Below are 19,871 nucleotides of genomic sequence, written 5' to 3' on the forward strand. Positions count from 1 at the left end.
GTTGTCTTTGATTTATCCCATAATCGGCGTCTGAAGTTGACTACCGAACTGACGTAACAACATTGGGGGAACATAAATGAGCAATGATTACCTGTCGTTTTATATCAACGGCGAGTGGATTAAACCGGAAGGTCGCGACACTGTTGGTGTCATAAACCCGGCAACAGAACAGGTGTTTTCCCGCGTGTCGCTGGGGACAGCGGCCGATGTTGATACGGCTGCAAAGGCAGCGCGTGACGCCTTCCCGGCCTGGTCCCAGACCAGCGTGGAAGAGCGGCTGGCCATCCTCGACAAGATCCTGGCGGGCATCAAGGCACGCTCCGAGGACCTGGCCCAGGCCATCTCGCAGGAAATGGGTGCGCCGATCAGCTTTGCGCGCAGTGCGCAGGTTGGCACCGGCCTCGGCCATTTTGCGACCGCCCGCCAGATTCTGGCCAACTACGAATTCGAAGAAGCTCGCGGCAAGACCCAGATCATCAAGGAACCCATCGGCGTATGCGGCATGATCACGCCCTGGAACTGGCCGCTGAACCAGCTGACCTGTAAAGTCGCGCCGGCACTGGCAACGGGCTGCACCATGGTGCTCAAACCCAGTGAAGTGGCTCCCATCAGCGCAATGATACTGGCGGAAATCATTCACGACGCTGGCGTGCCGGCAGGTGTATTCAATCTGGTGAATGGCGATGGCCCTGGCGTTGGCGCTGCCATCTCCTCGCACCCGGAAGTGGACATGGTCTCGTTCACCGGCTCCACGCGCGCCGGACGTGAAGTGGCCAAAGCAGCGGCCGACACCATCAAGCGCGTGTGCCAGGAACTGGGTGGCAAGTCTGCCAACATCATTCTGGACTCGGCCGATTTTGCGGCGGCTGTTAAAGGCGGCATCATGGGCTGTTTTGGCAATTGTGGTCAGTCCTGCAATGCCCCAACCCGTATGCTGGTACCACAGTCAAAAATGGCTGAAGCCATCGAGATCGCCAAAGTGGTCGCTGCCAAAGCAGTGCCTGGTAACCCGGCCGATGAAGCAACACGACTGGGCCCAGTGGTAAGCCAGGTTCAGTACGACAAAATCCAGTCCCTGATCCAGGCCGGTATCGACGAGGGCGCCACGCTGGTTGCTGGCGGTACTGGCAAACCCGAAGGCCTGGAAACCGGCTACTTTGTTAAACCTACCGTGTTCGCCAATGTCACCAATGACATGACCATCGCTCGCGAGGAAATTTTTGGACCGGTGCTGTCGATTATCGGTTACAAGGATGACGAGGATGCCGTTCGCATCGCAAACGATACAGTATATGGCCTGTCCGGCTATGTATCCGGGGAGCCGGAGCACGCCCGCGCGATCGCGCGTCGCATGCGAACCGGCATGGTGCACATGAATGGCGCCGGCCCGGACTTTGCCGCGCCGTTTGGTGGTTACAAGCAATCAGGCAATGGTCGCGAATGGGGCGAAGAAGGTTTCCATGACTATCTTGAGATCAAGGCCGTGATGGGCTACAACGCATGAGCCTTGATATCGGCAAGCAGGCCATAGACCTGGGAATAATTACCCGGAATGCGGATGCCATGCTGGCGTTTTATCAGGATGTACTTGGTCTGCAACTGGAGGGTGTCATTCCGATGCCTTCCGGGGGCACCATGAATAGACTGAAGGTCGGCAACAGTGTGCTGAAGATTGTTCAACTGGACAAGGCACCACCACACGACGCAGCGCCGGGCGGCATTCCGGCAGCAACCGGCATGCGTTACTTTACGATTTACGTTAAGAATCTGGCGGACAGCGTGGCACATTGCGAAAAGGCGGGGTTCAAGATTCCGGTGCCACCAAAAGTCATCCGTCCGGGTGTGACCATTGCCATGGTCGCCGACCCGGACGGTAACTGGGTAGAGCTTTTGGAGAGCGCTTAGTGCGCGTGATCTCCGTCATGGACGTGACCGTGGGCGATTTCTTCTTCGCTCGCGTCACGAACACTGACTACTTCCACATCAAAGTGCAGCGTTTTGCCAGCCATCGGGTGGTTGCCGTCTACAGTGACTTCGTCACCGTTCACTTCGGTTACCACGATGTGCTGCTGTCCCTGCGGACCCTGAGCCGTAAAGCCCATGCCAGGCTCAATGTTATCGACGCCCTTAAACATTTCGCGCGGAAGCGTCTGCACCAGCTCCGGATTGCTCTCGCCATAAGCCTCAGCCGGCTCTATGGTTGCTTTGAAAGTGGCGCCTTCGGCCTTGCCTTCCAGCTGCTTTTCCAGCCCCGGAATCAGGTTATTGGCTCCATGCAGGTAAACCAGCGGGCCGCGACCCTCTGAGGTATCCATAACTTCACCAGCGTCATTGGTCAGTGTGTAGTTGATACCTACGACTGCATTTTTGCCTATCATTAAACTCATTGTGATCATTTCCTGTATTTTCTAAAAATCCGCGATACCCTAACATTTATGGGCGTCGATGTCTTGTCAGTCCCCTGAGCGCTTGTATTGCTCGGCAAATCTGTCCTGCAGTTTGCGCATGCCGCCCAGCCAGCGATCATAGTCGCCGCTCTTGCGCTGCATGTAGGTCAACACCTGCGGATGGGGCAGGCAGAGGAAGCGCTCTTCGGCCAGCGTTTCGATGACGGTCTGCGCCAGAGCCTCCGGCTCCAGCATGCCATCGACACCAGCCACACCACCACCGCGGGTATTGGCTGTCATCTGCGTGCGAACAGCCTGCGGACAGAGGACAGAGACCTTGATGCCTCTATTGCCATAGGTGATCGACAGCCATTCAGCGAACCCTATGGCTGCGTGCTTGGTTACCGCATAGGGTGCAGAGCCGATCTGACTCAGTAAACCTGCAGCCGAAGCCGTGTTGAGCAGATAGCCTTCGCCGCGCTCCAGCATCGCTGGCAGAACCGCGCGGGACGCGTAAATGTGCGCCATGACATTGATGTCCCAGATCCGCTGCCAGTTTTCATTGCTGACTTCCTCACCACCAATGGTGAAAATTCCGGCATTGGAGCAAAACAGGTCAATGTCACCAAAAGCCTTTCTGCTTTCTTCTACCAGACGCTGCACATCCGCCTCTTTGCTGACGTCTGTGACAATACCCAGGGTGCGCGTGCGTCCGCTAATCGCGGCAACCACCTCGTCGATGCCTGCCTGATTGATATCAGCCACTACTACGGCCGATGCGCCTTCCTCAGCGAAACGCTCGCATAATGCGCGCCCGATACCACTGGCACCACCCGTTACCACTACCACCTTGTCTTTGATCTGCACGTATTTTCCCCCAGATTCAGTCAATCGTCCGTATCACAGGCTGCACGCCTGAATTGCTTATGTTGTTCTGCCGGTCAAGATAACACCACCTCTGTATGACAATTGCAAAAAATACCTTATGCAGAACAACCAAACGATACCACCAGTCAACGCAGGCGATAACGTGGCAGGCGCTATTTGTGTTATGTTAATGGCGATTTTTTCGGCGATCTCCACTCTGAATGCCTATAAGAAGTGCTGCCCATAGCAGGTAAAGCACCGATGCCGCTGTCAAATGGGCACAGGTACCCCAAAGGGCATAGAGTCAAGCGCCGAGGAACAAGCATGTATCAAGGGGAGTTATTATGAGTACAGCTAATCGAAAATTTCAGAAGACGTTGCTTGCAGCCGCCTGCGCCGCTGCTTCAGCCGCTGTCATACCGTCAGCTTTTGCGCAGAGCGGCACGCCGGCGATTGAGGAAATTCAGGTGATTTCCACTTCACGCCGCCCGGAAAGCCTCTCGGACGTGAACGCATCCATTGCGGTGCTCAGTGAGGAAGAGCTCCGGCTAATTTCCCACACGCATATTCAGGAAGCGGCCAACCGCCTGCCCGGGGTTAACATCAACCGCAATAACGGCCAGGAAAGCCTGACTGCGATCCGCTCGCCCGTACTGAGCGGTGGTGGCGCATGTGGCGCCTTCCTGCTGGCGGAACAGGGTATCCCGCTGCGCGCAGCAGGCTTTTGTAATGTAAACGAGCTGTTCGACTCCCACTCTGAAAACGCAGAACGCATTGAGGTCATCCGCGGGCCGGGCACTGCATTCTACGGATCCAACGCTGTGCACGGTATGATCAACGTGGTACTGCCACGCGCCGGTACTGGCAATGACCTGACTGTGGAATATGGCCCACGTGGCACCTTGCGCGGCAATGCCCGCATCGGTTTTGGCGAAGATGGCGGCGTGCGCCAGACAGTATTGCTTAACGGCATCAGCGAGGAAGGATTCCGACCAGAGAGCGGTTACGACCAGCAAAAGGGGTCATGGCTGTATGAAACCACGTTGGACAACGGCATGACGCTGGACGGTGGCATCACTCTCACCAACCTGAATCAGGAAACCGCAGGCTACGTCGTGGGCGCCGAAGCGTATAAAGATGACGATCTGCGCCGCACCAACCCAAACCCCGAGGCCTATCGCAACAATCGCAGCATGCGCGCCTGGACGCGCATCAGCTATGAGCTGGATGGCGGCTGGGATGTCGTGCTGACACCGTATTACCGCGATGCCGATCTGGACTTCATCCAGCACTTCCTGCCCGGCACACCAACCGAAACCAATCAGCACAGCAGCGTCGGCATGCAGTTCGCCAGCTACAAACAGATTGATGAACAGCGCCAACTGGCTGCCGGTGTAGACGTCGAGTTTACCAGCGGCTCGCTGGTGCAGCGTCAGGATCAGCCAACTCAGGGTTCTGCGTTTCTGCAGGCGACGATCCCTCAGGGGCGTCACTACGACTATGACGTAGACGCTACGCAAATGGCACCGTTCGTTCAATATCAGCAGTACTGGGACAGTGGTTTTGACGTAACCCTCGGTCTGCGCTTCGAGCGCATCGGTTACGACTACACCAACAACATGATTTCTGGTCGCACCCGTGAAGATGGTACTCCCTGTGGCTTCGGCGGATGTCGCTACAACCGCCCGTCTGACAGACAGGATACTTTTGGCAACTGGGCGCCAAAATTTGCGCTGCGCTATGCACTGAATGATTCGCATGATGTGCAGTTCCGCGTTACACGCGGTTATCGCGCGCCGCAGGCCACTGAGCTGTATCGCCTGCAGAATGATCAGAACGTGGCTGACCTGGACGCGGTGAAAATAGACAGCGTGGAGCTCGGCTTTGAAGGCTCTGTGGATCGACTGCAGTACGAAGCCGTTGCCTACTACATGGACAAGGACAACGAGATTATCACCGACAGCAATCGTATCAACCTGAACAACATGCATACCCGTCATCGCGGTATTGAACTGTCAGGCGCATACGAGATCAGTGACGCCTGGCGCCTCAGCGCGGCATACAACCACGCACGTCATACCTACGAGAATGACGAGATATCCAATGGTGTCAACCTGAACGGCAAGGATGTCGCTACAGCACCACGCAACTTTGGCAGTGTACAGCTGCAGTGGCGCCCCAGCACCAGCCTGATGACAGAGCTGCAGTGGGTAGCACAGGGTGAGTACTACACAAGCCCCGACAACCTGAACAGCTACGAAGGCCACGACGTACTGAATCTGCGCACGCGCTGGGATGCCACTGAGGATCTGACATTGTCAGTCAATATCCTCAACCTGACAGATCGCAAGTATGCAGAACGGGCTGACTGGTCAGCTTTCGGCGGAGACCGCTACTTCCCCGGCGAACCGCTGCGCGCCTTTGTTGCCCTTAACTGGCGTTTCAATTAATCCTGGCTCTTTAAAGAGTGAGGGCTGATACAGGAGAGTAAAAACAGACCATGGGCGAGGAACTGATTCAAAGGCTGGAGGATTTCTTTCAGCTCTCGCCTTCGCCCAGCGGGCTGATTAAACCTCCCGATCCTGAAGACCAGATCCTGAGACCGGCAAGCCACATCTACGGCAAGCCGGTGCGTCAGGCTGCCGTATTGATTCCCATCATTGCCTCAGGCCCGGAACCCATGATCATGCTGACCCGGCGCACGGAGCATCTGCGCAGCCATGCCGGACAGATCAGTCTGCCCGGCGGCTCCAGAGACCCGGAAGATGTTGATCTGATTGCCACTGCCTTGCGGGAAGCCGAGGAAGAAACCCGATTGCCACCTGACTCGGTGCGGATCATGGGAACGCTGCCAGCCCTGCTGATGCCGTCAGCTTTTCACGTGACTCCGGTTGTTGGTCTGGTGCCTCCGGACACACCGGTCACACCCTGCCCCAATGAGGTAGCGGAAATATTTTATGCGCCGGCCTCACTGATTCTTGATCCTTCACAGTACAGGATCAGTTCCATGGAGTTTCAGAACCGACAGCGCAAGTTTCGGGAGCTGCAGTTCCGGCATTACCGGATATGGGGCGCCACGGCAGCCATCCTGCATCATCTGGCAGAACAGCTGCACGCCTCACATTGACTCTGCGAGTTGACCCGGAGCTGCTCGGAAAGACCAGACCGGGCCATCGGAAGTGCTCAGGGAGCGACATCCAGCGGGGGAGTATCCACAAACAACTCATGGAAGAAGTTGGCCAGAGCCTGCTCAGCCCGACGGTTGGCAGTCTGGCTGTAGACGGTACCAAAGTCAGGGTTATTGGCCCCAGGATTGGTGAAGGCATGTTTGGTGCCGCCATAGACGTGTACCTGCCAGTCTACACCAGCATCCGACATTTCCTGCTCGAATGCCAATACCTGCTCGGGGGGCACCATGGGATCATCATGCCCATGCAGCACCAGCACTTTGGACTGGATTGCCTTGCTGGAAGGGGCTTCGCCTGCGAACAGCAGGCCGTGCACGCTGGCAACGCCTTTCACATCCGCGCCCGAGCGCGCAAGCTCAAGCACTGACATACCGCCAAAGCAGTAACCCATGGCCCCCATATTGCTGTCGTCTACCTGCGACAGTTTGCGTGCCGCCGCCAGGGCCGCCAACATGCGGCCACGTAAAAGCGCACGGTCTTCCACGAATGGCTTCATCAGTGCCGAATTACCTTCGACATCACCCTCTTTGCCAAACTTGCCTTTGCCGTAGACGTCCACCGCAAATCCCACATAACCCAGCTCGGCCATGCGCTCGGCACCAGCACAGGCGTAGGCACGGCGCCCGGTCCAGTCATGCGCCACCAGCACACATGGGCGCGGCTCTTTGGCGTCCTCATCGTAAGCCACATAGGCTTCCAGGACGACATCTCCATCCTGATATTCGATATATTCTGTCTTCAGCATGGTCGGGGCCTCCGCAACGGCTACAGTTGCTCCATAATTTTTTCTGCCGCGCTGACATTGACGCCGGCACCGTCCTCAACCGCCAGATGCTCGATCACGCCATCATTGACGATCATCGCGTAGCGGCGACTGCGGGTACCCATTCCGAAACCACTGGCATCCATCGTCAGGCCCAGCGCCTTGCTGAACTCTGCATTGCCATCAGCGAGCATCAGTATTTCGTCAGCATTCTGGCTTTTGCCCCAGGCGTCCATGACAAACGCGTCATTTACGGCAACGCAGGCGATCGTGTCGACGCCTTTAGCCTTGATCTTGTCAGCATTGACGACGTAACCAGGCAGGTGGGTCACGGTGCAGCCAGGTGTAAAAGCGCCCGGAACGGCGAACAGCACAACTTTTTTGCCTGCGAATACTGCATCGGTGCTGATACTCTCGGGGCCGTCTTTGCCCATTACTTTTAGTGTCGCTGCTGGAATCTTGTCACCTTTGTTAACGCTCATGTGCACCTCGCATGGATTGTTGAATGAGAAACTTGAATCGGGAAAGCTGAGTTATTCAGCACAGGCTTTCGAGTGTAGCAAATTCACCTGAGAGTCGATACGGAGCTGAACGGCTAGCGGATGATCTGGCGGACCCAGTCAATGTGCTGCCCGATGCGTTCATAGACAACCCGGGCGCCATAACGCCCCCAGCGCTGCCCCTGGTCAATTTCACCCACGGCTATGCCGGCGAGCTGCCATTCACCCTGTTCCAGCACAAGTGCTGGTCCACCGCTGTCCCCCAGACCGGGAATACCCTCAAGAGGCAATGCGGTACTTGCAGGTCCAGCAGGGTCATCAAAATAAAAATGCAGCCGGGCAGCTGCCTCATCCACGCGATTGGCGGCGCGTCGCAGTCTGCCATCATTAAAACGCTGACCACTGCTGCCGAAACCGGCATAACCCCAGCCGACAAAACTCATCTCCCGGCCCTGCTCAGCATCGCCCTGATACAAGGGTATGGGCGCAACCTCTGCCACAGGACTATCAAGGTAGAGCAGAGCCAGGTCCACCTCACCAGCACTGTTCAGCGGGCCCGCCTGGCCTGGCCAGTGGGGGTGAAAGTGGACTCTGGTAACCGTGTGAGATTGTTTATTGATCTGCACGGGGTGGCCAAGTGTGTCGTCCTTTACATCCATGCCGACCTGCTCTATGCAGTGAGCGGCCGTGATGGCCCAACGCGCCGCGATAAGCGTTGCCACACAGGTCTTGCTGCGCTCATCCTCAAGTAGCGGAAAGATTGCCGGATACTCTGATTCACTGGCGAGATAGCGCGTGTATCCGGTATCATGACGCATCATTATGGCATTGGCAGGCAAGCTGACCACACACAACAGGGTCGCCATCTGTAGATTTATGCGTTTCAGCCAGGAGGTTGCCATGAGCGATTCAGAAAAACCCGAACGTGAATATGAACAATCTGGTTTGTACCCGGAGAACGGCAAAGCGTTTCGAATCTGGGCACTGCTGGGCTGGCTTGGGGTAGTCGTTGCGGCACTGGCCGGTGTGGCTGCGCTGCTCGACATCATGCTGCTGTAATCAACAGCCGGGCTGTTCACCAACCCTCATCACCCGGGCGCCGAACTAACGCCTCGGTCTCTTGCCGGGGCGCAATACCGGCATTTCCCGCTTTTTGCCGACACTGCCGATAATTTTTGCCAATCGGTAAGCAATTACAATAACCGCGATGATAATGAAGGCCAGAATACTGACGATCAACCACTGCTCGTGCGTCCAGCTGCCTGGACTAAGCCAAACTTCCGCCATGCAATCTCCTGATTTCCTGCTGTGTCACTTACCGCCGTTGCAGGCTGGGTTAACAGCCCCGGTGACAACGAATTATGAATGATATACCCCGGCTTCGCCAGTGCAGCACCCGGGTACACTCTGATACTCAATTTTTTTTGAAACTGGCCGCTAACAGAAAAGTAGCCGTTACGACAACGACAGGATTAATTCATGAACGCAAGCCAAGCGCTGGCCGTTGACGCCAACCAGCACGATGAAGAGCTGCCGCGCAACGTCATCAAACACGTCAGTTTTGCACTGGGTGAAGAAACCTACGCGATCAATGCTGCACGGGTAAATGAGGTGCTTCGCTACACCGAAATCACACCCGTGCCGGGCGCTCCCGGTTTCATCCTGGGCATTATCAACCTGCGCGGCAATGTTGTGACTGTCATCGACGCACGCACGGTGTTTGCCCTGCCAGGGCGCGATGTAACCTCACAGTCGCGGATTATCGTGGTCGAGGTTGAAGACTTCATCGTGGGGGTGCTGGTGGATCGAGTCGCCGCCGTCGTCGACCTCGACGAAACAGCCATGGAAATTGCCCCCAACACTGGACAGGATGCCTCAGCCAGATTCATCCAGGGTGTCTACAACCAGGAAGACCTGCTGCTGATTCTGGTTGGTTTTGACCGGATTGTTGAGTTGTTGCCAAGGTAACAGGACTGGCTGCGTGGCCCTGCAGGCCGCTCAGCCGGATGTGTAACGCAGCACTGTTGCCAGCAGGTTTTCAAGCTCCCGCAATCGCTCATCGGTATCATCCAGCTCCAGCAGTCGCTGCTTGTCGTCGGCGGGCACCGGCAACAGCTCGGCCAGTCGCCAGGCGACCTGTCGCTGATCGCGCATATCGATTTCCAGCCCCAGATTCTCCACCAGCGGGTGCACCATCAGGTCTTTCAGTAGATCCACCAGATGTGCCTGATCATCGCTGGGCTCAATCGCAGGCTGGCCCACAAAATCTGTATCAGCCCACTCGACTGTAGCCATCAGGACTTTATCTGCCCGAGGCCAGCATTCCTGCACGCGAAACTTGCGTGTGCCTTCAACCGTGATACCCAACAGGCCGTTTGGCAGCTTGTCCCAGTCTACTATGCGGGCATACGTGCCAGTGCGGTGGACCTGCTGACTGGTGCCGGCCCGGACCGTCTCCTCACCTTTTTTCAGCAGGCAGATACCAAAACCACTGTCGCTGCGCAGGCACTGGCTCACGAGGTCCAGATAGCGCTGTTCGAATATCTGCAACGGCAGTCTTCCACCCGGAAACAATACCGAGCGGAGAGGAAACAGTGGAATCAGTTCATGCTTGTCCACAGCGATTTCTCCTGTTGGCGACCAGGGCTTTAGGTCGTGGTCCGAGCACAGACTCTGGCCCTATGATTCTTCAAGCTCGGCGCCTGCTGAATTTCTCGACGCCAGCGCATTGAGCAGCAAACGGTGGATGCCACCAAATCCCCCGTTGCTCATGATGACGATATGATCACCTGCGCGCGAGTAGTTGGCCAGATAATTGACTATATCGTCCACCTGATTGAAGGCCAGTGCCGGCACGGGGCTTTCATTGACCAGTTGCTCAACATCCAGGCCAGAATTATCCGCGGCCATCCACAACACCATGTCTGCGTGTTGAGTGGATGCACCCAGCGTGCTTTGATGAACGCCAAGCTTCATGGTTGCGGAGCGTGGCTCGATGACTGCGATCAATCTGGCGCCCGGCGTGCTGCCCAGCGACTTGCGCATGCCATCGAGCGTTGTTTCGATGGCAGTTGGATGATGCGCAAAATCATCATATACATACACACCCTGTACCTCGCCAAGCAACTCCATGCGTCGTTTGACGCTCTGAAACGCCGACAGCGCCTCGCAGGCGACGCCAATATCGATACCGACGTGATAGGCGGCGGCCACCGCAGCCAGCGCATTAAAGGCGTTATGGCGCCCGGTCAGTTGCCACTCTATAACCGCCCTGCTGTTGCTGCCTTGCGGGCCGGTTCTGTGGATTTCACACACCTTGCCGTCGGGGCTGAGCAACTCGACCTGCCAGCCTATGCCCGATCGATCGGCGCGTTCCTGCCCCTGCCAGTCAAGGTACTGCACGGGCGTCCAGCACCCCTGATTGAACACCTGCTCAAGGGCCGTAATGTCACTGGGACAGACGATGAGCCCATCAGACGGCACCGTGCGCAGCAAATGGTGAAACTGTCGCTGGATAGCCGCCAGATCCGGGAAAATGTCGGCATGGTCGAACTCAAGATTATTCAGAATCAGTGTTCGGGGATGGTAATGAACAAACTTCGAGCGCTTGTCGAAGAAGGCGCTGTCATACTCATCCGCCTCGACAACAAAAAAATCACTGCCTCCGAGTCGGGCCGAGGACGGCAGATTCTTGAGAACACCACCAATCAGATAACCTGGCTGCATACCGGCAAATTCCAGAATCCATGCCAGCATGGCGCTGGTGGTGGTCTTGCCATGGGTACCAGCGACTGCCAGCACCCACTTGCCCGGCAATACATAACGGGACAGAAATTCGGGACCAGAGCAGTAAGGCAGACCGCGGTTCAGCACATACTCGACACTGGGATTGCCGCGTGACATGGCATTGCCGATGACCACCAGGTCAGGGTGCGGCTGCAGATGGCCAGGATCAAAACCCTCGTGCAAGGCGATACCCTGCTGCTCAAGCTGCGTGCTCATGGGCGGGTACACATTGGCGTCCGAGCCGCTCACCTGCATGCCCAGCTCCTTGGCCAGAATGGCCAGGCTGCCCATGAATGTGCCGCAAATACCCAGAATATGAATTCGCATAAGTGATCCTGTACGCTAATATCCCTAATGTAGCATCCTGTCGACGATCAGGATAAATCCAACAAGACAGTCATTGCCGAATGATATCGCTGACCGACTACGCGCTCGAATTGTACCAGCAACCTGAAGTCCAGGGGTGTTGCCTGTTCCTGCAGGATGAATACGGCATCGATGTGCCCTACGCACTGTTCCTTTGCTGGTACGGCGCCTGCGTGGGCGACCTGCCAGAGACTCTGGGGTCAAAGACACTGGCGCACAGTCAGTCCCTGTCGCAGCAGGTCATTCGGCCCTTGCGAGCTGCCCGTCGCTGGATGAAAGAAGGCTGGCAGGCACAGTCTGAACTGAGAGAGCGAATCAAAGCCGCAGAGCTGAAGGCCGAGCTCGCACTATTGAAAGAGCTCGAAGCAATGGCCGTACCCTGGATCGAACAGTCCACTGCCAGCGGTAGCCAGCAGTCCATCCGGAACAATCTGTGCGGCTATGGTGGTCTGTTTGCACCCGCTATCCCCGATGCCCGGTGGCAGGCGCTGCTCAGGTTTGCGCCGCAGCTCCCAGCCAGCGTTTGACCAGACCTGATTCGATATCAAACAGATCCAGCACTCGTCCCACGCTGTGGTTGATGATGTCGTCAACCGACTGCGGCCGCGCATACATGGCTGGCATGGGCGGCGCAAGAATGGCCCCCATCTGACTCGCCCTCAACAGCAATTCACAGTGCCCGGTGTGCAGAGGCGTTTCACGCGGCATCAGCACCAGTCGTCGCCGCTCCTTGAGGACCACATCGGCAGCGCGGGTGAGCAGATTATCGGCATAGCAGTTAGCAATGGCCGACAGGGTTTTGATCGAACATGGCGCGACTACCATGCCATCCGTCCGGTAGGAGCCACTGGCAATGCTGGCAGCCAGGTCTTTGACGGAATGAAACTGGTCAGCCATCGCGATTACTTCATCAGCCTGCCAGTCGGTTTCGAGACTGATATTCAGACGTGCTGAGGGTGTCATTACCAGGTGGGTTTCGACGTCGTCGGTGTTTTTTAACACTTCCAGGAGTCTGATGCCGTAAATAAGCCCGCTGGCCCCTGACATCCCTATGATCAATCGCTTCATGTAAAAATCCGAATCAGGCAGGAATCTACGATACGAGACACGCGCGGCGGCGGATTGCCAATGCGCGACACAATTTGTACCATTATGCCCCGACCCGTTCCACTTTGCATCTCGCCTCCACCGCTCACAGGAAATCCCACAGGTACAGCATGTCCAAAGCCAATCTTTTTTACGCTCAGTCCGGCGGCGTGACCGCCGTCATCAATGCCAGCGCCTGTGGCGTTATCGAAACCGCCCGCAAACACTCAGACAGGATCGGCAAAGTGTACGCCGGCATGAATGGCATCATCGGCGCACTGCGTGAAGAGTTGATCGACACCAGTAAAGAGTCCGATGCCACCATCGCGGCCCTGCGCCACACACCCGCAGGCGCATTTGGTTCCTGCCGTTACAAGCTCAAGAGCCTGGAAGACAACCGCGCGGAGTATCAGCGCCTGATGGATGTTTTCCGGGCGCACAATATCCGTTACTTCCTGTACAACGGTGGTGGCGACTCGCAGGACACCGCCAACAAGGTGTCCATGCTCAGCCTCAAAGAAGGCTTCCCGATCACCTGCATCGGCATTCCGAAGACTGTCGATAACGACCTGCCAATCACTGACAACTGTCCCGGGTTCGGATCAGTCGCCAAGTATGTCGCGGTATCAATTCGCGAAGCTGGCCTTGATGTCGCGTCTATGTGCGAAAGCTCAACAAAAGTGTTTGTGATGGAGGTAATGGGGCGCCATGCCGGATGGATTGCCGGCGCAGCAGGTCTGGCTTCAGAGCAGGAGGGTGACGCACCTCACATTATTCTGTTCCCGGAAATCGCATTCGACAAGGCAAGCTTTCTGAGACGCGTCAAACACTGCGTCAACCAGTACGGTTATTGTGCAATTGTTGTGTCAGAAGGCGCTCGTTACGACAACGGGCAGTTCCTGGCTGACGCTGGCGGCAAAGATGCCTTCGGACACACACAGCTGGGCGGCGTGGCACCGTTTATTGCCAGCATGGTCAAACAGGAACTTGGCTACAAATACCACTGGGCGGTCGCCGATTACCTGCAGCGCGCAGCACGGCATATTGCGTCGGGAACTGATGTGGCGCAGGCCTACGCTGTCGGCAAGGCTGCTGTGGAATTTGCACTGGCTGGCAAGAATGCAGTCATGCCAACTATTGTGCGCAAACCTGGTGACAAGTATGACTGGGAAATTGGCGAAGCAGCACTGGCTGACGTCGCAAACGTCGAAAAGCCAATGCCCCGAGACTACATTACAGAAGATGGTTTCGGTATCACTGAAACGGCACGCAGGTATTTCTCACCGCTGATCAAGGGTGAGGACTACCCGCCGTATAAAAACGGTCTGCCACAGTATGCACGCCTGAAATCAGTTTTGGAGAAGAAGCAGCTACCCGACTGGGAAGCGCGCTGATAATCAGGGCGCCAGCCGCTCGATATTCCAGTCTCCGCCAGCCTGCAGGGTATAAACGAAACGATCATGCAGGCGTCTCGCCCCTCCCTGCCAGAACTCGATCTGGCAGGGACGCACGCGAAACCCTCCCCAGAATTCCGGCAGCGGAATATCACCGTCCTTGAACTTTTTGGAAATCGAATCAAATTGCGCAAGCATGCTCTCGCGAGACTCCAGCACACGGCTTTGTGGTGAAGCCCAGGCGCCTAGCTGGCTTTCTCTAGGACGACTGCTGAAGTAGGCGCGGGATTCTTCCACAGATACTTTCTCGGCCACGCCACCGATGATGACCTGACGCTCAATACTAAGCCACGGAAAGTGAAGACTGACACGCGAATTGACCGCGATCTCACGGGCCTTGCGGCTCTCGTAATTTGTGAAGAACGTAAAACCACGCTCATCAACTCCCTTCAGCAATACAACACGCTGACTGGGTTGTCCGTCGCGTGGCGTGGTCGCCACCACCATCGCAGTGGGTTCCGTCTGCTCCATCCTGATGGCTTCTTCCATCCATCGCTGGAACTGTTTGATTGGGTCATCCAGCAGATCTTCGCGGGTCAGGCTGCCGCGCAAATACTCACGGCGAATCGATTGCAAATCCATTACAGCGTCTCTATTATTCCAGGTTATCGGACGAAGCGGCCATATTCCCAAACCTGATCACGACGAGTGCCGGTTGGATAGTAAAACGTGCCAGGTCCATGTTTTTCATTGGCGTAGAAACCGCCGACGTATCTCTGACCATCCGGCCATCGGTAAGTTCCCTGCCCCTGATACAGATCATCCACAAAATCACCGGTATAGTTTTCAACATTTTCACGCAGCCAGTGCTCGGAATGCTTGTTGGGATGCCAGTCTTCTATGCCAATAAAATAGGAGCCATAACCATGTCTGCGGTCATTACGCCACTGGCCTATGTACAGACGATCGCGACCATCCCAATAGGTGCCACGCCCTTCCTTGACTCCCAACACCCAGTCTCCCTCGTAGTAGGCGCGCTCAAAACGACTGATCATCCGCTCGTAGCGACCATGACCATGGAATTTGCCGTCCTGAAAGTTACCTTCATACCGATCGGTACCCAGTGTCGTGCGAATTTCCAGCGTGCCGAAACCTTCCTGGCAGTCACCATACACGCACTCACGGCTGAGCTCATCCACGCCGCTTTCCTGCGCCAGGCTGATGGCGCCCGCACTCATCAGGGTCAAGGCAAGCAGCCACTGCATGCCCTGTTTGATTGTTCCTGTCAGTCTCATAGTGTCGACTCCTGTTCTGTCAGACCGTCAATTGCCGCAGCACCGCCAGGGGACTGGTATTGACAACTCGCCGCGTGGCATTGACGCCCAGTACAGCGATAATGATGGTTCCCGCCAATGGACCGGCAAACCACACCCAATAGTGCAATCTGAAGTCCTGGCCAAATACCTGCGTCTGCAGGTAGTAAAGACTCAATTCTGCTCCTATGGTAGCAATTAAACCGGCCAACAACCCGATAAAGGCAAATTCCAGCAGCAGCGCATTCAAGATCAGCCGCCTGCCCGCACCCAGGGTTCGCAGGATCGCGTTCTCCCGAAAACGCTCATCCAGCGTGGCGTTGACACAGGCCAGCAGCACCAGCGCTCCAGACAGCAGAACCAGCACCGCAATCAGTTCAATTGCCGAGCTGACCTGCGCAATGATTGTCTGAATCTGCTCAATCAGAGCATCGACCTCAAGTACCACGATGGTCGGAAACTGCCGCAGCAGCTCGTTTAGCTGCAACTTTTCCTCGCCCTCCAGCAGTAGCGTAGACAGATAGGTAGCGCCCAGGTAGTCCAGCGTGCCTGGCGAAAATATGAAGAAGAAATTCGGCTGCATATTGTCCCAGCGAACACTGCGCATGCTGGTCACTGTTACTGTCACTTCGTCTTCACCGACACGGAATACCAGTTCGTCGCCCAGCGACACACCCAGCCGTGAAGCATAATCATCTTCAACAGACACCTGGCCGGCGATGTCCTCACCCGACCACCATTCGCCGGCGACAATCTGGTTGTCCGGAGGTAACGAATCGGTATAGGTCACCTGACGATTGATCACCCGCTCACGCTCCCCCTCTTCGCCTTCGCTCTGAGCGTCGCCGCTCTGGCCATCCTCGGGCGACATCTCATTGAGTTGTCCGCTGCGTTCGGTCAGATTCTGCTGTCCCTCATCATCGTCATCGTCCCAGGGGTTGCGGGGCGGTTCGCCGTTCACGCTGACCAGTCCGGCTGTCATCATCGGGTAAAACGCATTTGTCGCGATATCCCGCTGTGCCAGAAACGCCTCCATGCCATCTACCTGGGATTCAGTGATGTTCATCATGAAATGATTGGGGGTATTCTCGGGCAGTTGTGCCTGCCAGTCCCTGATCAGATCTGTCCGCAGCAGCGCCAGCGTTAACAGGCTCATGATGGTCAGTGAGAACACCAGCACCTGCAGCACACTCTGACGACGTCGCCGCCGCACCGCAGACATGGCCAGCATACTGGCACTGCCAGCGCGCATGCCAACCGCCGAGCCACTGCGCAGCAGGAGCAGTGACAGCAGGCCGAGAGTCACCGCGACACCCGCCACGGCAGCGACTAGAATGGCACTGATAAGCAGGTCCTGGCTGTACCAGAGAATTAACACGAGCGCACCAGCCAGACCGAGCGCATAAGGCAAGCGGGTACTCAGGTGGGAGTCATCCAGATCTTTGCGCAGCACTCGCAGCGGAGAGGTGTGCTTGAGCGCCAGCAAGGGTGGCAGGGCAAAGGCGAACAGGCAGATCAGCGCCGTCGCCGCGCCTACAGTGTAGGGCAGGAAAGACGCCTCTGGCAGCTGAATAGGAATAACTGAGGCCAGGGCTATCAGAATGGCTTCATGAACCAGCCAGCCCAGCACCGAACCCAGGACTACGGCCAGCACCAGCAGGGCTGCCAGAATAACGAAGTAAATCGCCGATATCTGCCCCGCCGTGCAGCCCATGGTTTTCAGGATGGCGGCATAGTCAAAATGCCGCTCACTATAGCGACGCGCCGTCAATGCGATGGCGATACCAGCTAGCAGCACCGCAAACAGACTGCCCAGCATCAGGAAGCTCTCGGCACGCCCCAGGGCCTCAGCCACTTCCTGACTTTCATCACGCACATCGCTTAGCCGGAAGCCGTTCTCCGGCTGAGACTGCAGCCAATCCTCGAAGGTTTCCAGTGCCACCTGGTCGCCGGCAAACAGATAGCGATAGGTCAAGCGGCTGCCAGGCTGAATGATATTGGTGGCTGGCACATCTTCCAGATGCATCAACAGTCGTGGACCGGCGTTTTCCATCATGCCGCCCTGCTGTCGATCCGGTTCCTGAACCAGAACACGGCTGACGACAAATTCTGCGTCCCCCAGATATAGGCTGTCACCCACCTCAGCACCCAGCGCTGGCAGGATGCGTGACTCCACCCAGACTTCGCCCGGTTCGGGGCCGCCCTGATCACTGACATAAGGAGGACCGAATGGCCGATCCGCCACCTGCAGCTCGCCACGCAGAGGGTAGGCATCGCTGACTGCCTTGGCAGACACCAGCATATTGCCCTGATCGGAAAATACCATGGATGCGAAGGCAACAAACTCGGCAGTCTGCAGGCCACGGGATTCCGCTTCCTGCAGCCATTCACGGGGCGGCTGCGTACGCCCGCTCAGCACGCGGTCAGCAGCCAGCATATTGGCTGACTCCTGCAACAGTGCCCGTTCAAGCCGGTCAGTAAACAGCGCGATACCACTGACTGATGTGACAGCCATGATCATGGCGAACAGCAAGAGTTTTAATTCGCCGCCGCGCCAGTCGCGCCAGAGCAGGCGCAGCGCAATGCGAATCAGGGTCAAGGGCTGCAGACCAGCGCCGTTGACGCTTTTGCTGCCTTGATCACTCATGCCGGCTGTCCTCAGTGATGTCGCCCGCCACCAGTCGGATCACTCGTTTGCAGCGCGCCGCGAGGCGGTCATCGTGAGTTACCAGAACCAGGGTCGTGGAAAATTCAGCATTCAGCGAAAACAGCAGATCAATGACCTTGGCACCGGTCGCGGTATCGAGGTTGCCCGTGGGTTCATCCGCAAACAGGATACGTGCCTCGGAGGCAAAGGCTCTGGCGATGGCGACGCGCTGCTGCTCGCCACCGGAAAGCTGGTTGGGGTAGTGATGCAGACGCGACTCCAGCCCCACACGCTGCAGCAGCCTTGCCGCTTTGCCCCGGGCATCGCTGTCATTTTTCAGCTCAATTGGCAGCATGACGTTTTCCAGCGCTGTCAGACTGGGCAGCAGCTGAAAGGACTGAAACACAAAACCAACTGACTGGCCGCGAATGATGGCCCGCTCGTCCTCGTTCATTGCCGAGAGATTTTCGCCATCCAGCAGCATGTCGCCGCTGCTGGCTGTGTCCAGACCTGCCATCAGCCCAAGTAGCGTGGATTTGCCGGAACCCGATGCGCCAACAATGGCAACTGTCTCCGCCGGCTTGATACTCAGATTGATATCCTTGAGGATAACCAGCTGGCCCTCACTGGTACTGACTTGTTTGGCCAGATGTCTGGCTTCCAGAATGGCTGTCATGCGCTGGCGTCTCCTAACCTGATTTTACGGTTCGCTCGTATCTAGAAAGCGTAATGAATACGTTGAGAGTGGCTGCCAGGTTCATTTTGCTGCCGGCAGTAACCGGACTCCCTGCATTGCAGCGATGCTGCAGAAGTCTTACTCTAGTGTTTTGCAATCGTCTTTTCACAAACGGTGTATTGTACTGACTTATGCCTGACAAATCTGTTCCTGCCTGCCGCAAGTTGTTGCGACAGGTCGCATTTTCGTGTCGATTCGTGGCTCAGGTCGCGACCCTGGCGTTCATCACAGTTTTGGCCTCTGTGCCGGCGGCTACGTGGGCAGAGTCCGAACCTGGCGTGGTGCTGGTATTCGGAGACAGCCTGAGCGCTGCGTACCGCATGGATGAGGAACAGGGCTGGGTGGCTTTGCTGCAGCAGCGCGTGGACACTAACGGCCTGGACTGGCAGGTGCAAAACGCCAGTGTCAGCGGCGAAACCACCAGTGGCGGTCTGGCGCGACTGCCTGCAGTTCTCGACAGCACGCAACCCGACATCGTGATCCTTGAACTGGGCGGCAATGACGGCCTGCGCGGCCTGCCAGTCCCCACCATTCGCGCCAATCTGCAGCAGATGATCGAATTGAGCCAGCAGGCAGGCGCACGCGTCATGCTGGTTGGCATCCAGATTCCACCCAATTATGGGCCACGCTATACGCAGCCCTTCTACGACCAGTACCAGGAACTTGCGGACCAGTACGGTACGACATTGATTCCCTTCCTGCTGGACGGCATCGCTGACCAGCCCGAGTTAATGCAGGATGACGGCATTCACCCGCGCGCTGAGGCGCAGGGCATGATTGTTGATATTGTATGGCCCGTGTTATTGCCGATGATGGAACCTGAAAGCTGACGCAACCG

The 19,871-nt window shown here is 56.8% G+C and carries 22 protein-coding genes; 9 read left to right on the forward strand and 13 right to left on the reverse strand.

The genetic code is table 11. The features are described from left to right. Positions 1 to 76 precede the first annotated feature (76 nt). Complete coding sequence (locus QGM61_RS02155; RefSeq protein ID WP_281131714.1) at positions 77 to 1,504, forward strand: aldehyde dehydrogenase family protein; 1,428 nt, start codon at positions 77 to 79, stop codon at positions 1,502 to 1,504. Then, complete coding sequence (locus QGM61_RS02160; protein ID WP_237133041.1) at positions 1,501 to 1,905, forward strand: VOC family protein; 405 nt, start codon at positions 1,501 to 1,503, stop codon at positions 1,903 to 1,905. Before QGM61_RS02155 ends, QGM61_RS02160 begins: the two co-directional genes overlap by 4 nt. Here QGM61_RS02160 and QGM61_RS02165 read toward each other — a convergent pair. Both QGM61_RS02165 and QGM61_RS02170 read right to left on the reverse strand, forming a co-directional pair. Next, the gene (locus QGM61_RS02165) at positions 1,902 to 2,387 is read right to left on the reverse strand and encodes a peptidylprolyl isomerase (protein WP_237133040.1); all 486 of its coding nucleotides are present in this window, start codon (positions 2,385 to 2,387) and stop codon (positions 1,902 to 1,904) included. The two genes, QGM61_RS02160 and QGM61_RS02165, sit on opposite strands and share 4 nt — an antisense overlap. A 66-nt stretch (positions 2,388 to 2,453) precedes the next feature. After that, entirely contained in the window at positions 2,454 to 3,254 is an 801-nt protein-coding gene (locus QGM61_RS02170; RefSeq protein ID WP_237133039.1) for an SDR family oxidoreductase, read from the reverse strand. Positions 3,255 to 3,598: 344 nt separating this feature from the next. Here QGM61_RS02170 and QGM61_RS02175 point away from each other — a divergent pair, with 344 nt between their 5' ends. Then, positions 3,599 to 5,704: a TonB-dependent receptor gene (locus tag QGM61_RS02175; RefSeq protein ID WP_281131717.1), complete on the forward strand. Its 2,106-nt coding sequence runs from the start codon at positions 3,599 to 3,601 to the stop codon at positions 5,702 to 5,704. 50 nt (positions 5,705 to 5,754) lie between these two features. Then, positions 5,755 to 6,381, forward strand: coding sequence for a CoA pyrophosphatase (locus QGM61_RS02180; RefSeq protein ID WP_237133037.1), 627 nt, complete (start codon positions 5,755 to 5,757; stop codon positions 6,379 to 6,381). 56 nt (positions 6,382 to 6,437) lie between these two features. Here QGM61_RS02180 and QGM61_RS02185 read toward each other — a convergent pair whose 3' ends face one another. From QGM61_RS02185 to QGM61_RS02195, 3 genes are all read right to left on the reverse strand, one after another. Next, the gene (locus QGM61_RS02185) at positions 6,438 to 7,187 is read right to left on the reverse strand and encodes a dienelactone hydrolase family protein (RefSeq protein ID WP_317622122.1); all 750 of its coding nucleotides are present in this window, start codon (positions 7,185 to 7,187) and stop codon (positions 6,438 to 6,440) included. A gap of 20 nt (positions 7,188 to 7,207) precedes the next feature. After that, a complete protein-coding gene (locus tag QGM61_RS02190) occupies positions 7,208 to 7,687 on the reverse strand; it encodes a peroxiredoxin (protein WP_281131718.1) in 480 nt (159 codons plus the stop codon). Between the two features lie 113 nt (positions 7,688 to 7,800). Next, complete coding sequence (locus tag QGM61_RS02195) at positions 7,801 to 8,607, reverse strand: S1 family peptidase (protein ID WP_281131719.1); 807 nt, start codon at positions 8,605 to 8,607, stop codon at positions 7,801 to 7,803. On the opposite strand from QGM61_RS02195, the gene QGM61_RS02200 reads away from it, so the two are divergent. Next, complete coding sequence (locus QGM61_RS02200; RefSeq protein WP_281131720.1) at positions 8,606 to 8,764, forward strand: hypothetical protein; 159 nt, start codon at positions 8,606 to 8,608, stop codon at positions 8,762 to 8,764. The genes QGM61_RS02195 and QGM61_RS02200 overlap by 2 nt on opposite strands. 45 nt (positions 8,765 to 8,809) lie before the next feature. Here QGM61_RS02200 and QGM61_RS02205 read toward each other — a convergent pair whose 3' ends face one another. Beyond that, entirely contained in the window at positions 8,810 to 8,992 is a 183-nt protein-coding gene (locus tag QGM61_RS02205; RefSeq protein WP_237133033.1) for a hypothetical protein, read from the reverse strand. 192 nt (positions 8,993 to 9,184) lie between these two features. Between QGM61_RS02205 and QGM61_RS02210 the strand changes: the two genes are divergently transcribed. Then, positions 9,185 to 9,673, forward strand: coding sequence for a chemotaxis protein CheW (locus tag QGM61_RS02210; RefSeq protein WP_281131722.1), 489 nt, complete (start codon positions 9,185 to 9,187; stop codon positions 9,671 to 9,673). A 30-nt stretch (positions 9,674 to 9,703) separates the two neighbouring features. Here QGM61_RS02210 and QGM61_RS02215 read toward each other — a convergent pair whose 3' ends face one another. Both QGM61_RS02215 and mpl read right to left on the reverse strand, forming a co-directional pair. After that, complete coding sequence (locus QGM61_RS02215) at positions 9,704 to 10,324, reverse strand: LON peptidase substrate-binding domain-containing protein (protein WP_281131724.1); 621 nt, start codon at positions 10,322 to 10,324, stop codon at positions 9,704 to 9,706. 60 nt (positions 10,325 to 10,384) lie between these two features. Further along, entirely contained in the window at positions 10,385 to 11,818 is a 1,434-nt protein-coding gene (gene mpl, locus QGM61_RS02220; protein WP_281131725.1) for a UDP-N-acetylmuramate:L-alanyl-gamma-D-glutamyl-meso-diaminopimelate ligase, read from the reverse strand. Positions 11,819 to 11,898: 80 nt separating this feature from the next. Between mpl and QGM61_RS02225 the strand changes: the two genes are divergently transcribed. Continuing rightward, complete coding sequence (locus tag QGM61_RS02225; RefSeq protein WP_281131726.1) at positions 11,899 to 12,384, forward strand: TIGR02444 family protein; 486 nt, start codon at positions 11,899 to 11,901, stop codon at positions 12,382 to 12,384. Here QGM61_RS02225 and QGM61_RS02230 read toward each other — a convergent pair. Beyond that, on the reverse strand, positions 12,350 to 12,925 hold the full coding sequence (locus QGM61_RS02230) for a UbiX family flavin prenyltransferase (protein WP_281131727.1): 576 nt from the start codon (positions 12,923 to 12,925) through the stop codon (positions 12,350 to 12,352). The two genes, QGM61_RS02225 and QGM61_RS02230, sit on opposite strands and share 35 nt — an antisense overlap. A 149-nt stretch (positions 12,926 to 13,074) precedes the next feature. Between QGM61_RS02230 and QGM61_RS02235 the strand changes: the two genes are divergently transcribed. Further along, complete coding sequence (locus QGM61_RS02235; RefSeq protein ID WP_281131728.1) at positions 13,075 to 14,337, forward strand: 6-phosphofructokinase; 1,263 nt, start codon at positions 13,075 to 13,077, stop codon at positions 14,335 to 14,337. Between the two features lie 3 nt (positions 14,338 to 14,340). Here QGM61_RS02235 and pdxH read toward each other — a convergent pair whose 3' ends face one another. From pdxH to QGM61_RS02255, 4 genes are read right to left on the reverse strand one after another with little or no spacing between them, the layout of a single operon-like run. Next, the gene (gene pdxH, locus QGM61_RS02240) at positions 14,341 to 14,979 is read right to left on the reverse strand and encodes a pyridoxamine 5'-phosphate oxidase (RefSeq protein ID WP_281131729.1); all 639 of its coding nucleotides are present in this window, start codon (positions 14,977 to 14,979) and stop codon (positions 14,341 to 14,343) included. A 23-nt stretch (positions 14,980 to 15,002) separates the two neighbouring features. Continuing rightward, a complete protein-coding gene (locus tag QGM61_RS02245; RefSeq protein ID WP_281131730.1) occupies positions 15,003 to 15,632 on the reverse strand; it encodes an MORN repeat-containing protein in 630 nt (209 codons plus the stop codon). Between the two features lie 19 nt (positions 15,633 to 15,651). Then, on the reverse strand, positions 15,652 to 18,297 hold the full coding sequence (locus QGM61_RS02250) for an ABC transporter permease (protein ID WP_281131731.1): 2,646 nt from the start codon (positions 18,295 to 18,297) through the stop codon (positions 15,652 to 15,654). Next, the gene (locus tag QGM61_RS02255) at positions 18,290 to 18,973 is read right to left on the reverse strand and encodes an ABC transporter ATP-binding protein (protein WP_281131732.1); all 684 of its coding nucleotides are present in this window, start codon (positions 18,971 to 18,973) and stop codon (positions 18,290 to 18,292) included. The genes QGM61_RS02250 and QGM61_RS02255 overlap by 8 nt, the downstream gene beginning before the upstream one ends. 191 nt (positions 18,974 to 19,164) lie before the next feature. Here QGM61_RS02255 and QGM61_RS02260 point away from each other — a divergent pair, with 191 nt between their 5' ends. Beyond that, entirely contained in the window at positions 19,165 to 19,863 is a 699-nt protein-coding gene (locus QGM61_RS02260) for an arylesterase (protein ID WP_281131733.1), read from the forward strand. Positions 19,864 to 19,871 lie beyond the last annotated feature (8 nt).

This window comes from Pseudohongiella sp. SYSU M77423 (genome assembly GCF_029911965.1).
Lineage (GTDB): Bacteria > Pseudomonadota > Gammaproteobacteria > Pseudomonadales > Pseudohongiellaceae > Pseudohongiella.

Coding starts and splice junctions, on each gene's coding strand:
- QGM61_RS02155 (WP_281131714.1), top strand. CDS start 77: ATGAGCAATGATTACCTGTCGTTTTATATCAACGGCGAGTGGATTAAA.
- QGM61_RS02160 (WP_237133041.1), top strand. CDS start 1,501: ATGAGCCTTGATATCGGCAAGCAGGCCATAGACCTGGGAATAATTACC.
- QGM61_RS02165 (WP_237133040.1), bottom strand. CDS start 2,387: ATGAGTTTAATGATAGGCAAAAATGCAGTCGTAGGTATCAACTACACA.
- QGM61_RS02175 (WP_281131717.1), top strand. CDS start 3,599: ATGAGTACAGCTAATCGAAAATTTCAGAAGACGTTGCTTGCAGCCGCC.
- QGM61_RS02180 (WP_237133037.1), top strand. CDS start 5,755: ATGGGCGAGGAACTGATTCAAAGGCTGGAGGATTTCTTTCAGCTCTCG.
- QGM61_RS02185 (WP_317622122.1), bottom strand. CDS start 7,187: ATGCTGAAGACAGAATATATCGAATATCAGGATGGAGATGTCGTCCTG.
- QGM61_RS02190 (WP_281131718.1), bottom strand. CDS start 7,687: ATGAGCGTTAACAAAGGTGACAAGATTCCAGCAGCGACACTAAAAGTA.
- QGM61_RS02200 (WP_281131720.1), top strand. CDS start 8,606: ATGAGCGATTCAGAAAAACCCGAACGTGAATATGAACAATCTGGTTTG.
- QGM61_RS02195 (WP_281131719.1), bottom strand. CDS start 8,607: ATGGCAACCTCCTGGCTGAAACGCATAAATCTACAGATGGCGACCCTG.
- QGM61_RS02205 (WP_237133033.1), bottom strand. CDS start 8,992: ATGGCGGAAGTTTGGCTTAGTCCAGGCAGCTGGACGCACGAGCAGTGG.
- QGM61_RS02210 (WP_281131722.1), top strand. CDS start 9,185: ATGAACGCAAGCCAAGCGCTGGCCGTTGACGCCAACCAGCACGATGAA.
- mpl (WP_281131725.1), bottom strand. CDS start 11,818: ATGCGAATTCATATTCTGGGTATTTGCGGCACATTCATGGGCAGCCTG.
- QGM61_RS02225 (WP_281131726.1), top strand. CDS start 11,899: ATGATATCGCTGACCGACTACGCGCTCGAATTGTACCAGCAACCTGAA.
- QGM61_RS02230 (WP_281131727.1), bottom strand. CDS start 12,925: ATGAAGCGATTGATCATAGGGATGTCAGGGGCCAGCGGGCTTATTTAC.
- QGM61_RS02235 (WP_281131728.1), top strand. CDS start 13,075: ATGTCCAAAGCCAATCTTTTTTACGCTCAGTCCGGCGGCGTGACCGCC.
- pdxH (WP_281131729.1), bottom strand. CDS start 14,979: ATGGATTTGCAATCGATTCGCCGTGAGTATTTGCGCGGCAGCCTGACC.
- QGM61_RS02245 (WP_281131730.1), bottom strand. CDS start 15,632: ATGAGACTGACAGGAACAATCAAACAGGGCATGCAGTGGCTGCTTGCC.
- QGM61_RS02250 (WP_281131731.1), bottom strand. CDS start 18,297: ATGAGTGATCAAGGCAGCAAAAGCGTCAACGGCGCTGGTCTGCAGCCC.
- QGM61_RS02255 (WP_281131732.1), bottom strand. CDS start 18,973: ATGACAGCCATTCTGGAAGCCAGACATCTGGCCAAACAAGTCAGTACC.
- QGM61_RS02260 (WP_281131733.1), top strand. CDS start 19,165: ATGCCTGACAAATCTGTTCCTGCCTGCCGCAAGTTGTTGCGACAGGTC.